Here is a 13,704-nt window from a genome sequence, read left to right as displayed (position 1 = left end):
CATGCGGGGTTATGAGAAGAGCGTCAAGCCCTCCATGCCAAAGCTTTGGCATATGTTACGAATCCCCATGCGGGGTTATGAGACCCCCGCCAACGGATGAAGAGCGACTGATGGAAGCGTTACGAATCCCCATGCGGGGTTATGAGACGCATCCTCAATATCAGAGGGGATGTCTAAGCTGCGTTACGAATCCCCATGCGGGGTTATGAGTATCTACTGTTAGAGCCGGTCGAACTCGGCAAGATCGTTACGAATCCCCATGCGGGGTTATGAGATCACAGAGTCAGAGTCAACTTTGAACGAAGTTACGAATCCCCATGCGGGGTTATGAGCCTCGCTTTACTGAGCGTATGCCAAATAGTGACTGGGGTTACGAATCCCCATGCGGGGTTATGAGGCGTACCCGATGATATTGATCGTGACAGACGCGGGGGTTACGAATCCCCATGCGGGGTTATGAGATGCTTTCTGCTCCTTCCACGCCTCCGCTTAGTGCCGTTACGAATCCCCATGCGGGGTTATGAGCTGAATATCACGGTGGCAGTATGAGCATGGTCGGCAGTTACGAATCCCCATGCGGGGTTATGAGACAATTTAAACACCTGTCAGTAACGATCAGGTGTTTGTTACGAATCCCCATGCGGGGTTATGAGGTTTCCGAGTAACGGCAACAGTTTGGACGCATCACCGTTACGAATCCCCATGCGGGGTTATGAGTCCACTATGCGCCGTCGGCTCGGGACAGCAGTTTCGGTTACGAATCCCCATGCGGGGTTATGAGATTGATCGCAGCCGATTGGATGACCGTACCTGCTGCGTTACGAATCCCCATGCGGGGTTATGAGGACCGTGCCTTGAAACTCCGTGCGCTGAAGGTGAGTGTTACGAATCCCCATGCGGGGTTATGAGACTGGTATGTCATGTAAGCATTAGCATTCGACCAAGTTACGAATCCCCATGCGGGGTTATGAGTTGTTGGTTTTGGCAAGTTCAGCAATGGCTACCAAGGTTACGAATCCCCATGCGGGGTTATGAGGTTAATGTCACAATCGGGTCAGTCTGCATTGAGCAAGTTACGAATCCCCATGCGGGGTTATGAGACTCTTCGACCTCTGCCACTGTTACCCGCTCGGAAAGTTACGAATCCCCATGCGGGGTTATGAGACTCTTCGACCTCTGCCACTGTTACCCGCTCGGAAAGTTACGAATCCCCATGCGGGGTTATGAGACTCTTCGACCTCTGCCACTGTTACCCGCTCGGAAAGTTACGAATCCCCATGCGGGGTTATGAGACTCTTCGACCTCTGCCACTGTTACCCGCTCGGAAAGTTACGAATCCCCATGCGGGGTTATGAGGTGCTATGTGTTCCTTTTATAACGGGTACAATCAGGTTACGAATCCCCATGCGGGGTTATGAGTATCTAACTGGGACTATCGAGAAGTGGTTTACGGGGTTACGAATCCCCATGCGGGGTTATGAGATCCGTGGCTTCCGCTGCACCCGACATCTGCTAAAGGTTACGAATCCCCATGCGGGGTTATGAGACGCCTACCACCGTATCGGTACGGTATCCACTACCCAGTTACGAATCCCCATGCGGGGTTATGAGAGTTATATCGCCGATGTACTCGATCTGGCGGTCTATCCCGCGTCAATTAACCGGCTAAGATGGTTGGCATCAACTGAACAACGTAATTGACGCAGGATAAGTTTTACATGTAAAACTCCCCTCCCCTTGCCATCTCCCCTCCCCTCGCCTACACTCGTTGATAACAACTGAACGGGACACCTATCCCATCTTAAGGCGGACAATCCGCCGCTTTCTTGAGCGGTTTTTTTATGTCCACAATCCGGCTTTCCGGGTGTGCGTGGCATACAAGACCGCCAATGGCGGAAATAAGCGCGTCGCTTCCTTAAGAGCGATAGGTTCACCCGGTACTCTTGTTACCTAAACCTAAAAACTTAAGGAGAGCTGCGTATGTCAGAAACGCTGCCTAGTTATGCCTGTGCATCGTCATCGAGTGCAGGGCAGTTGCCGCATTCCGCCTTGCTGGAATGGCCTGGTCTCACGGCTGAACAAATTGCCGTGTATGTGCAGATTGCCCGTGAACTGGGCTTTTGTCTCAATACCCTCCCCCCTACCCTTACCACGCGTCAAACGGCTGTTGTGCTGGATGTGTCTGAAGGCACGTTGGAGCAATGGCGTTGTGTGTCTGCGGAGTTGCGCCCCAATTGCCCGGTGTTGCCGTTCCAGAAAACGGGCAGGTCGGTGCGTTACCCTGTCTGGGAAGTGGCGAAGTTTATCCGTCTGCATACCTTTGTGCGTTCCGGCCAACGGCTGGAGGGGGTATGTGCATGAAAGAATTAGTCACTATTCTGGATGCTGCCCTTGCTGCCGATCTGGGCAAACGCCAATGGGCAGTCTTTGCCGCTGTACTGCGCCAGACCCTCGGCTACCGCAAGCTGGCGGATGACCTCTCAGCCCGGCGCTTGTCACAGTTGACGGGGATACAGCGCAACCATATATGGCAAGCCAAGCAAGAGCTGGTGGATAAGGGGCTGCTGGTCAGTGCGCCGGGGAAGTTTGGGGAGGTACTGGGGTTTGCAGTTTTACATGAAAAACTTTCCGGTGGTTTTTCTGCTTATCCCTCCCCTGCCCCTGTTCGTGCTACAGATTCCGGCTTATCCGAGGAACCTCCCAAAGAAGTTTCACATGTGAAACTTCCTCTCACAGCGGCTACCGCTATTCCGCCTGATTTGGGCGTGCCTGCGTCCCAATTTGGGCCGGAAACCATCCCAAAACAGGACACAACAGTAAGTAACCATACACAAAGCAACCACAACAACAGTACAGCCCCCCTGCCCTGTCCTCAGCCATCTTCCCTGATTGATCCCCCTGTCGGTGGTTTAGGTGTAACCGGGATTTCGGTCGTTGCAGGGAATACTGATCTATCAGCGACAGATTCCGGCTGTCCTGCTTCCCGTCTGTCGGGTGGACTGGAGTGGCCTGATGGTTTGGTTGCGGGAATGCGGCAGGAGATGGCTAGCTTGTTATGTGGCCTTGCGGCGCAAACCGCTCAAGCCGTGCTGGATGTACTGGCGATGGGGCTGGAGGCCGGAAAAGTGCGCAAGCCCTTGGCTTACCTGCGGGTCTTGGTTCGGGCGGCACGTAACGGGGAATTGGTGACAGCAGAAGCACAAGTGTGGCGTGAGCAACGTTTACGTGAACGTACTTCGCAGGTTTCTCCTGTGGCATTGGAACGTGCAGGTGAACTGGCTTGGATACAGCAGCTTGCCAATTTGCAAGGTCTCCCGGTGGATGTGGTGGCTACCCAGCTAGGGGTGCAGATGCGGCTGCCGCGCCAAAGAACAGTGGAAAAGATTGGCACGCTAGCAGGGGACGTACCAAACCCGCAGTGGATGCGGGACAGGTACAGAGACCTCCCGGTGGATAGCGGGGGAATACGGAGTGTAGGCGCATGATGGAGCTAAGTGCAATGCCCTCCCCTGCCTTGGTGATGAGTGAGATTGTCGTTGGTGCGGAAGACAAGCCATCTATTCCGGTACGTGCATTGTTGCGCTTCGTACTGGTCTGTTGGGATGCACTGGTCTGGCTGTTGCTGGTGGCTTTACCGGGACTACTGCAATGCGTGAATTTTGCCGGGTTTGCCCTGCACTTTCCCTACGTGTTGGTTGGTTTGGTAATTTTAGGTGGTGTGTATTACGCCATCTTAGCACTAGCTGATGGGCATTTACTGTGGTTCAGCACCGTGCTGTTCTTGTTGGGTACATGGATGTGAAAGGAACGGGACAGAGCAGGGGAACCCTGCCCCGTTATCTCCAAATACATTGGAGAATAACCATGAGCTGTATTTTTATACAGCCTGATAGCATTAACCATAGTCCGAATTGACCAAGAAACAAACAAAGTTAGATGGATAGATGAACATGTATTGATATTTATCAATATGCAATGGACAGAACAATACAAGGAGTTTTTGAGATGATCATGATGGAAAAACTGGATACCTTACGGGGCAAGCCGGAAGAATTGAAGGATATGAAATCCATCCGCCAGTTGGTGGATGACCTCACCAAAGCAAACTGGCTGTTGTGGCTCGCAGGCACAGCAGCGTTTCTGGCTTCTGCCATGTTTGTAGTGAAGTACTTTGTGGGAGGGGATCTTACCCCTTCCCTATGGACAGGCGAACAATGGGTAAATGCTTGGCTGGGATTGCTCCTGACACTGGTGGTGACGTTCGGGCAAGGGATGTTATATGCCAGCGGTTACAAAGGCCCTGCGGCACTCATTGCCACTATGGTAGTGGTTTTCTTTGGCCTGTTTTCCGAGGTGTCCCAATCCATGGAACGGGAAGATGCCACTGTGCGCCACCGTTCTGAAAACTCGCCTGTCTTTCAGGCGGCATTGGGCAGTATCGGCAAACTGACGGATAAGGCCGCAGCCCCCTCCCCTGCCCATCAAGCGTTGGCAGAGGCTCAGGGTGAAGTACACCGCTGGGAAGCCGAGCAACAAAAGAAATCCCAATGCCATACCTGTAGTGAGTACAGCACCCGTACCATAGGCAGCCATCTGGCTCAGGCTCAAGGCCGTGTGGTGGCAGCCCGCGAACAACTGACCACTTACCAAGCTGGCAATGCTTCTGCCCTATCCAGTGCGATTGCAGACGCCAAGACTCTAGAGTACGACGAAGACAAGCATTACGGCATGATCCGCCTGTTAAAGTCCCTGTTCGGCATTGAAGGCATCATGGCCTCTTTCCTGTTTTCTCTGGTGGTCATTGGCACGTTTGAGTACATCTTCCATTTCATTGGCACGTATGTTGGCAACCATCGCAAAGCACTGCAATTGCTGGGGTTGAACGCTGACGGTTCAGTGTTTGAACCAGCCCCCGCTGTATCTACCCTGCCCGTCCCCGCCAATTCCGGGACGAATACGGACGCAACCAAACCCTTGTCGGGAATGCTACCAGTCAATCACTTTGCACGTGACTGGATGCGTATGGATTATTCCAGTAATAGCCCAGTAGTATCATTTCCCGGCTATGCTCAGCCAATGTCCGGCGTTACCCCTGATTTGTCCGTATTGGCTGGTAGCCTGTCTGGCCTTACGGGTAAGGTTCAGCGTGCAAGCACGGACGAAAAGCGTACCGGTACACTCAATAGCGGGTCAGGTACGGTAGGTACAGGGGATGGCAAATACCTTACGGGTAAGGCGGAAGAGGGGGGTGAGGTGCAGGTAGCGGAGTCGGTCTACCTGACCCTGTGCAAACTGGTAAGGGCAGGGCAGTTACGTCCCAGCCGCCCCGGTGTTAAACGAGCGCTCCAGAAAATGCAGGTAGGTAACAATCAGGTAGAGCGGCAGACAATGGCAGACCTGATCTTGCGGCACATGGAACAGGATGGAGCAGTATCCCGTAACCCTGCATACACGGGACCTAACTGCGGCCTAGGTGAATTTCTGCCGGTGCTGACAGGGAATCAAGGGAATTTGTCTTTGACGACTTGAAAGAGGAAGGCTTGGATTAAGAGGGCAGGGAAGTTTCACATGAGAAACTTTTCTTAACACTGAAACCTAGCATACCAAGGTAAAAGGTTGCCCCCGTTGACAAGCATCGGGGGCAACAACCAGTGTTTCTCTATTACTCTATCAATTGATGATTAAACAGCTTTGTGTTCGTCTTCTACTGCCGGAGCTTCTGCTGCTACCTCTTCGGTCGGAGCTTCTTCTGCTGCTGCCTCTTCGGCTGGCGCTTCTTCGGCTGCTACCTCTTCGGCTGGAGCTTCTTCGGCTGCTACCTCTTCGGCTGGAGCTTCTTCGGCTGCTACCTCTTCTGCTGGCGCTTCTTCTGCTGCTGCCTCTTCTGCTGGCGCTTCTTCTGCTGCTACCTCTTCGGCTGGAACTTCTTCTGCTGCTACCTCTTCGGCTGGAACTTCTTCTGCTGCTACCTCTTCGGCTGGCGCTTCTTCGGCTGCTGCCTCTTCTTCAGGGGACTCCTCACCTGTAAAGACTTCAATAATTTCTTCAACGATTTCTACAAAGATATTGCCTGACATGAACTATTCCTCTGTTTGGTGGGTTGAGGAGGGAATGCCATAAGAGTTAAAGGGAGGCAGGACATCCTGTTTCTCGTGGATAGCTTCCTTGCCTAGCTTCCAATCATCTGGTGGTTATTACTGTTTCCTCACACAGCAACACAAGATGTATAGTTCAAATCTGGCCTGACATAGAAACAATATGGTGGTAACTTTTGCGGGTATACTCCTTTACGGTTTTACCCTGAATATTCCCGCTGGGCTTTTTCTTCTGCCATTCCATCGCACTTCGATGTGACAGGTAGCAGAACAGGTTAAGTGTACAAATAACCTGTTGTGCTGTTGTGTTGTCGGTGCTGTCAAGGCCAACGACGGCAAAAACCGATAATGCCACGAATGGGGTCAGTACATCCTTGTTGACTAGGTTGGCTTGGGTGACTATGACGATTTCTGCTGTGGTGATTCCACCGTTTTCCTTCTCCTGCAAGAAATTTCATTCAGCCTGCGTTAAGCTTTCAATTCACTTTTCATTCAACTTGTGCAACAATGCGCTAGCTTTATTAGGAATATTCCGTTGATAGACATGGAAGTCTCTCGATAACAATAAGGAAAGCATGGCGACTGGTTCCCCCCCTAACCAGTCGCCTTTATTTTTTGAGGCGATCTATCCGGTTTTACATGTAAAACTCTTATGCTTCTCGCCTCCTTTGCCCCCTGTATTGTCTTCTCTTCCTTCTTCCTTATTTGCCATTACCACCACTTGCTGGGGTGAGCCTTATTCTGCCGCAGACAGTTCTATTGCCTTACCATCAGAATCACGGAGTATGCCGTAACCAGTGGAGCGGAGAGTTTGCTTGTTGCAGCTATCTTCCCGCTTGTAGGTGTTGCTATCCATTATGCTGGGTTATGTCAGGATATGTACGAATAGGGAACTCTTTGCTGATAGGGCTTTCTGCTGCAATGGCTTGCACCATTTCCACGCCAATCCCTACCACCTCCGTGCCGTCTTCCGCCGTCACTGCGCGTTTCACTTGCCGTTAGCCTGTTGCCGTTTACGGGTCAAGCGCGGGTATGCCTTGCAACAGGCAAGCCGGGCAGGTCAGCAGTGCTGCGTCCCGTGCTTATCGCTCCCACCCGTTGACCGTTCGCGTCATCCGGTATCCTGCTTCAACAACAGCCATGGCTGCAAGGACTACTCGTTCCTGCGTTCCTCCTTGCACCCACGTCTCCTGCCGAAGCTGTCGGTTACCGACGCGAGACGACGGGATGGGACAGATAAGCACGGGACACAACCCCGCTTTCCCTGACCTGCCCGATGCAAAGACAACACAGCACTGCTGATCCGTAAACGCTCAACAACAGGATGGGTCTGGAAGAGCAGGGCAGGGAAGTCCGCTATCGCGTGTTTAGCCATACACCGATACACAAGGAGACCATCATGAAACGAGACATCTATCAGGAAATCACCACAGCTATTCTGGAAGCATTACAGGCAGGGGTACGCCCCTGGAAACAGTGCTACACCACCAGCTTGCCATTACGCACCACTGGCGACCATTACAAGGGTATCAATTGCCTGCGGTTGATGCTGGAGGCCGAACGTAAAGGCTATGCATCCCCACACTGGATGACCTTTCAACAAGCCACAGAACGCGGCGGTTACGTGCGCAAAGGCGAAAAAAGTACCGTGGTCTGCTTCTTCAAGACCTATGAAAAGAACGACCCCGACAGAGAAGATGAAACGGTCAAGATTCCGGTAGCACGTGCTTACCACGTCTTCAACCTTGAGCAACTGGAAGGGGTAGGGCAGGACACATTAGGGGGAAAACCCATTCTCATCACTGAAACCAGCCGTTTTTTTGCGGCACTGCCTGGCGCGGTCGGAAAAACCCAACAAGTACCGGCCTATATTCCGTCACAAGACCTGATCGTGATGCCCGCCATGCAACGCTTTACCAGTGTGGAAGCCTACTATGCCACGCTGGGACATGAATACATTCACTGGACAGGACATGAGTCGCGCCTGCAACGCAACGCCGAGCGCTCACGTGCCGGTTATGCGTTTGAAGAACTGGTGGCGGAGCTGGGATCTGCCTTCCTGCTGCCACAGATTGGCCTACAACCGATGATTGACGATGAACACGCACCCTACATCGCCCATTACGTAAAAATGCTGGAAGATGACCACAGAGCCATTTTCCGTGCATCAACACTGGCGCAACGGGCGACTGATTACCTGATTGAACTGGCCAAGCCTGCGTTGTCCAGAGAGCCTGCTTGATGGTCGCTGGAGAATGCATGAACGTCATGCCTGTACTGCTGGGGATATGCTTCGGTCAAAGCGATAAACGTGACAGAAAGAGCGCTGAAACGCCCGTTCCAAACATTCAGGGATGAGTAATTGCTATGCTATATTGGTAAACGCGGTACAGGCTGAGGAGCCGATGACCGCCCAGGGTGATGTGAGAACATCCCAGTGCAAGGGTGTCTTCGGACACCCTATATTTGTATATTTGTGGTTATTGCCCATCATCCTTTAACTGCTTTTTCTTTCGCTGCTCCAAACCGGCAATACTCTCATCCGGGGTCGGCAGGTCTTCTGGCATGGTTCCGCCAATATCCTTGATAGTCTGACGTACCTTTTGACCAACCTGAAAATGGACAGAATTGGCTTCCTGTTTGCCTTGGGTTCCATCACGCCGTAGTTTGTCTTCCGTTTGGGTAGCACGGAACAGGTTAGCAGCCATCTCGGTTGACCCCATATGATCCAGTATTTTCTGGCTTTGTTTCAGCCCCTTGCGCTTGTGCAGTTCCTTGGCTCCAAGACCACCATACAATCCCTGATAGCCATGGTTCTGGAAAATGGCAAAATCCAGATTGCTTTCTACTCCTGCCTGCTTGGCAGCCTCAACCAGTTGCTTGTTATGCTCCCGCAGTTCGCGCCGCAGAAACAGGCGTTTTTCGTTCTCGTCCAGTTCTTGGAACTTGTCATCATCGTCCAGTTCTTGCCGACGTGTCTGTACGGCAAAATAGGTTTGCCCGTTAGCAATCACGGACTTGGACGGGTCGGCATTTTGGACGATCAGGTAACAGGCATAGCGCGAGAGGCAATAATCCTGAATTTTACGTGATGCACCAGAACCTAACCCGACCGCCTTATCAACAGGGTAGAAATGGTGCTCCACCAGATGACCGGAGTTCTCACAAGCCTTCATGGCTTTGTTCAGCACATTCTGGAAGCGTTCCCATTTGCTGTATTCCAATACAGGCTGTAATTCACGGGCATACCAAAACTCATTGCCATCCTCGCCCATGTGTTTAATGGATTCAAAGTCTTGCAGATGCTTGCTGGGTTCCAATTCCTGTGTCATCTATTTTTTCTCAAGCTAGTCGAAGAACTACCACCATTTTCCCGGAACCGGGAAAATGGTTAGCGCAGGGTGATTTTCTCAAGCTTTAACTGGTTAGCAGGTATCCTGATGGTTTGTTGATTGTAAAGCTCAATCCAAACATAGGACGTATCTTGGTCAACCCGATCGGTGAGGATACGCCCCTTAATGACTTCGCCATCCAGTGCAACAGATACCACAAAGTGCAGTTGGGAAGGTTTGGCAGACCGCCATTCGGTAGGTTCCGGGATACTGGGTTTTACCGGAGTATCGGTTTCTACCGGGGTAATCGCAGGTACTGCATCTTGTACATTGACCTGCATTGGTTGTAGCAGTTCACTGATCGATTCTTCTTTAGGCTTTTTCACTGCATTCAAGGCTTCACGGCTGTATAGGCGGCTGATGCCATCAGTCAATGCGGCTGAACAAAGCTGTTCACAACGGTGGGGATTAAGGTCAAACAACAAGCGTAGGTTGTTCAGCGTTTCCGGGTCTTGGGTTACATCTTGCTGATAAAGTGCTAGTACGGTATCCGGCAATTTGAGCAGGCTCAGATGGGAAGAAACAAACGAGACTGTTTTGCCAATGCGTTTAGCAATATCTTTTTGTTTCCAACCACCATCGACAAACCGTTGTAGTGCGGTGGCAATTTCCAACGGGGTGAGATCGTCACGTTGGATATTTTCAATTAACTCCCCAGCGGTTGCATCCAAGGTGGACAAATCATCCTCATTGACAATGGCTTCTACTGTTGGTAATCCTGCGTCCCGGCAGGCACGCCAGCGGCGCTCACCTTTCTGGATTTCGTACAATCCGTCCTCCCCTTTCGGAGAAACGATAATGGGTTGTATCTGTCCTTCCTGTAGCAGGGAATCTGCCAACTCCTGAATGCCGGTAAAGGATTTCCGTACCTGGTCGGACTTGGATTTGACCTCATCCAAATTGAGTTTTAGCACTTGCTTGCCGCTTAGTGAGATTCTTGCCGCTTGCGCTAAACTGGCTAAGTTCTTCAGGTTGCCCAATGCCATGTTAGTTTGCCCTCATTAGAATTTCATTAAGGACTGCCTTGACTTCCCTTGCTGCCTCATTGGCAGCACCGGAGCGTATTTTCCAAACAGGGATGCCCAGATTGGTCGCATTATCCAGCGGAGCACGACTGGCAATACCATGCTTGAATATCAGGTCGGGAATTTCTGCCTGTAGCTGTTTCAAGGCTTTCAGGTGTGTCATAGAACGGCTGTTCATATTGTTGATAATGATACCGAGTATTTCAATAGAGGGATTCAGAGTGTTTTTCACAGAAATGATCGTATTCAACAAACCCTCTACACCATCGACCGCAAACCCGGATAGCTGTACCGGGCAGGCAACATGTGTGGACATTGCCAATGCCGCCACTAACTTACGTCCTAGGGACGGGGGACAATCCAGCAATACATAGTCGTAGTTGGGAAACAGTGGGAACAAGTTACGTCTGGGATTGACGGCTTGGTTCAGCGGGATGGCTTCCATTTCAAACAGATCAGGATCATTCTTCGGCGTATGGATCAAGTCCATTCCGTAAGGGCAGTGCATCACTTTGATATTTTCCAGTTTGGGGGAAAACAGTTCGCTGGTTTTTGTGCCGTAGTATTCGGCTTCTTCCTCTCCTTCCCGTCGAGCTAGCCGGGAAGAGGTATTACCTTGCCCATCCATATCAACAACCAGAACACGATGTTTGCGTTCTGCTAGGTAAAAAGCCATCTGGATACAGAGTGTGCTTTTACCGACACCCCCTTTCTGGTTGGCGAAACTGATTATCTTGGTCATGCTGATCCTTCATTGTTTGTTGCCAGTGCTGTCTACCGGATTGATATTCACCGTTTAGATTAACTTTCACATGTGAAAATGTACCGTCAGCGGTGCAACTTGGGTATTGATACAAGAGTTTTGTCTGATACACAAGGTTTTTTACAAAAAATAACGTGGGTTCATGGAGATAATCTAATTTTTAGGATGTCCTTCCCGCTATTTTCCTAGATAACGTTGGTTTTCAATGAAACGGTGTGTATTCAATGATTAGAGGACAAGCAACCACAGCACATTAAACAATGTTGTAATAGTTTAATACATGTTTAAAGATGTTTAGGTGTCGATTTCATTAGGAATATCAATAGATTATAGAGGCAAAAGACACCGTTTGTGTGCTGTAAAGACACCATCTGTGTGATGGGAAGACACCGTTTGTGTGCTGTAAAGACACCATCTGTGTGATGAGAAGACACCGTTTGTGTGCTAAAGACACCATCTGTGTGATGGATAAGATTTGGTGAGGCCAAAGGTGCTGTTTGAAAAGACACCGTTGTCCGTTGAATCGGTGTCTTTTGCGTATCTTTGTTCTATACTCCTGTTTTTTTACCCTTGCTAATGAAGCTTTGAGTATGCCATCTACCCAACTTGCCAAAGATGTTAAGAAGCACGTTGCAGCTATCCGCATTTCCAATGACATTGGCCTGATGGCCAGAAAGATGTGGAATATCCTGTTGTTGAATGCTTATGATGCTTTGCTTACCCGTCAGCAGCATGTCATCAACCTGAATGTGTTATTCGAGGCTATGGGCTCTAACAGCCGTAATTATGCCCGTTTACGTGAGTCCTTGGAGAAACTGGCGACGACTGCCGTTACTTGGGATGTGGGGGGATCTGCCGTTGCAGCAGGCAAGTGGAACAAGAATTTTTCCATCTCATCCCTGTTGGCCTGGGGGAAAGTTGATGATGGTGTGCTGTATTATGGCTTTTCCCCGATTCTCGCCGAGCTATTGTATAACCCAGAAATTTACCAACGTATCAATATTGCCCAGCAGCGTCTGTTCAAGACATCCTACGGGTTGGCTTTGTGGGAAAACTGTATGCGTTATTGCAATACTGGCTCCACCGGTATGCTGGAGGTCGAAAACTGGCGTAAATTGTTGGGGGCTACCGCCAAAACCTACGATGAATACCGGCGTTTCTCGCAGAAGGTGTTGATGCCAGCCATCGAGGAAGTTAATGCTGTATCCAATATTGAATTGGAATTGAAAATAAAACGTACTGACCGTAGGGTAACGCAACTGGGGTTTCTGGTAACTCGCAAGGAGGCTTCTCCTGTGCTTACCCCTGAAGCACCGGGAGCTATTGCGGATAGTGAAGAGTTCCACCAATTGATTAAGCATGGAATTACCGATGTTCAGGCAAAACTCTGGATTCAGGAGCATGGCTATGATTATGTACGTGAAAAACTGGCGTTATTGGAAGAAAAGCTGCTGAATCGGAGCATTACCAGCAGCGTGTCAGGTTTTCTTGCTGCTGCCATCCGTAACGACTTCAAGAGTGAAAAGTTGATCCAGAAAGTCAGTGAGGATGCTGCCCGGAAAAAACAGCAGGCTGAAGAGAAAGAAAAAAAAATCAGGAAGCTGCGTGAAGAATTGATACGTGCATTTGCTCAGCAAGCGAAAAAAGATTTCTTATTGGGGCTTTCAGCGCAGGCGCATCAGCAATTGTTGCAGGAAATTATCGCTGAAAAGCAGGATGACTTGTTCATCAAGGAAGAGCTACTGCGTCTTGGGTTGGACAGCCCCTTTGTTGGTCTTGAAATTATCAAGCGCATCCCGGATTACAAACGCCGTTGTGAGAAGTTCATTAAAAATGCTTTAAAAGAGCAGGGACTGATGGATTGACCCTCGCCTTATTCGGCGAATTTTTGGAAAAGAGACCTTTTGTGTGCTGCAAACTATTTCATGGAAGTCGGCATGACCGCTATGTCTGAGGTGTTGGTTTGTTCCATCGGGGAAAAGACACCTTTTGTGTGCTGTATGCTGGTGTGGGAAAAAATGGGTTTTCTTACTGGGCTGTCCTAGGTCTGTTCTCCATTACCCTAAGCGGGCAGTCTTGATTGGTATTGTTTGCTTTTTCTGTCTTCCCCTCTGTCAGCCACTGAATTTCATCGATATGACAATTCTTCGTACAAGGCGATAATCTACCCAAAAGGTCGTCGTCTAGGAGGGGGATGTTTTTGACGGCTTACCTATTTTGCAACTATTCCAGAGAGAAGTCCTTACATCCCATTAACCACTCTTGTCGGTGAATCAATACCGCTTTTTTCTATTCCCGTGAATCTGCTATTTTGGGGCTTACCCTTCGGGTCGGGCTGCTACGGGTTCCGCTGCGCTGCATCCCGGCAAGCCGGGACAAGCCCTACACATCCCTAAGCCAAATATCGGAGCGTTGACATTGATGTACAG

General features: G+C 50.3%; 12 protein-coding genes and 1 CRISPR repeat array (1 of these 13 running past the window's edge). Of the genes, 6 read left to right on the top strand and 6 right to left on the bottom strand.

Annotation, left to right across the window (positions count from 1 at the left end):
* Positions 1-1,611: a CRISPR direct-repeat array (repeat unit 28 nt; unit sequence GTTACGAATCCCCATGCGGGGTTATGAG); it reaches 2,576 nt to the left of the window's first position.
* Between the two features lie 369 nt (positions 1,612-1,980).
* The 4 genes from J1836_RS00980 (at position 1,981) to J1836_RS00965 (ending at position 5,529) form a co-directional block, all read left to right on the top strand.
* The gene (locus tag J1836_RS00980; RefSeq protein ID WP_207249149.1) at positions 1,981-2,361 is read left to right on the top strand and encodes a hypothetical protein; all 381 of its coding nucleotides are present in this window, start codon (positions 1,981-1,983) and stop codon (positions 2,359-2,361) included.
* A complete protein-coding gene (locus J1836_RS00975; protein ID WP_207249148.1) occupies positions 2,358-3,485 on the top strand; it encodes a replication protein in 1,128 nt (375 codons plus the stop codon). Before J1836_RS00980 ends, J1836_RS00975 begins: the two co-directional genes overlap by 4 nt.
* Entirely contained in the window at positions 3,482-3,802 is a 321-nt protein-coding gene (locus J1836_RS00970; protein ID WP_207249147.1) for a hypothetical protein, read from the top strand. The genes J1836_RS00975 and J1836_RS00970 overlap by 4 nt, the downstream gene beginning before the upstream one ends.
* A 203-nt stretch (positions 3,803-4,005) precedes the next feature.
* Positions 4,006-5,529 carry a hypothetical protein gene (locus tag J1836_RS00965; protein ID WP_207249146.1) on the top strand — a complete coding sequence of 508 codons (1,524 nt, stop codon included), beginning with the start codon at positions 4,006-4,008 and terminating at the stop codon, positions 5,527-5,529.
* A gap of 152 nt (positions 5,530-5,681) precedes the next feature.
* Here J1836_RS00965 and J1836_RS00960 read toward each other — a convergent pair whose 3' ends face one another.
* The 3 genes from J1836_RS00960 to J1836_RS00950 form a co-directional block, all read right to left on the bottom strand.
* Positions 5,682-6,077, bottom strand: coding sequence for a hypothetical protein (locus J1836_RS00960; RefSeq protein WP_207249145.1), 396 nt, complete (start codon positions 6,075-6,077; stop codon positions 5,682-5,684).
* A gap of 154 nt (positions 6,078-6,231) precedes the next feature.
* Positions 6,232-6,543, bottom strand: a complete 312-nt coding sequence (locus J1836_RS00955) for a hypothetical protein (protein WP_207249144.1) — start codon at positions 6,541-6,543, stop codon at positions 6,232-6,234.
* A 400-nt stretch (positions 6,544-6,943) separates the two neighbouring features.
* Positions 6,944-7,087, bottom strand: a complete 144-nt coding sequence (locus J1836_RS00950; RefSeq protein WP_207249143.1) for a hypothetical protein — start codon at positions 7,085-7,087, stop codon at positions 6,944-6,946.
* Positions 7,088-7,494: 407 nt separating this feature from the next.
* Here J1836_RS00950 and J1836_RS00945 point away from each other — a divergent pair, with 407 nt between their 5' ends.
* Positions 7,495-8,337, top strand: coding sequence for an ArdC family protein (locus J1836_RS00945; RefSeq protein WP_207249142.1), 843 nt, complete (start codon positions 7,495-7,497; stop codon positions 8,335-8,337).
* Positions 8,338-8,575: 238 nt separating this feature from the next.
* Here the strand turns inward: J1836_RS00945 and dinD are convergent, their stop codons facing one another.
* The 3 genes from dinD to J1836_RS00930 are packed head-to-tail and all read right to left on the bottom strand — an operon-like array spanning position 8,576 to position 11,254.
* Complete coding sequence (gene dinD, locus J1836_RS00940; protein WP_207249141.1) at positions 8,576-9,427, bottom strand: DNA damage-inducible protein D; 852 nt, start codon at positions 9,425-9,427, stop codon at positions 8,576-8,578.
* 59 nt (positions 9,428-9,486) lie between these two features.
* On the bottom strand, positions 9,487-10,473 hold the full coding sequence (locus J1836_RS00935; protein WP_207249140.1) for a ParB/RepB/Spo0J family partition protein: 987 nt from the start codon (positions 10,471-10,473) through the stop codon (positions 9,487-9,489).
* A gap of 1 nt (position 10,474) precedes the next feature.
* A complete protein-coding gene (locus tag J1836_RS00930; protein ID WP_207249139.1) occupies positions 10,475-11,254 on the bottom strand; it encodes a ParA family protein in 780 nt (259 codons plus the stop codon).
* Between the two features lie 611 nt (positions 11,255-11,865).
* Between J1836_RS00930 and J1836_RS00925 the strand changes: the two genes are divergently transcribed.
* Positions 11,866-13,140, top strand: coding sequence for a replication initiation protein (locus J1836_RS00925; protein WP_207249138.1), 1,275 nt, complete (start codon positions 11,866-11,868; stop codon positions 13,138-13,140).
* The last annotated feature ends 564 nt before the right edge of the window (positions 13,141-13,704 follow it).

Origin of the sequence: Thiothrix fructosivorans (assembly GCF_017349355.1) — a bacterium.
Taxonomy (GTDB): Bacteria; Pseudomonadota; Gammaproteobacteria; order Thiotrichales; family Thiotrichaceae; genus Thiothrix; species Thiothrix fructosivorans.
The sequence above is the reverse complement of the archived record's forward strand: the minus strand, read 5'-3'. Positions and strand labels throughout refer to the sequence as shown.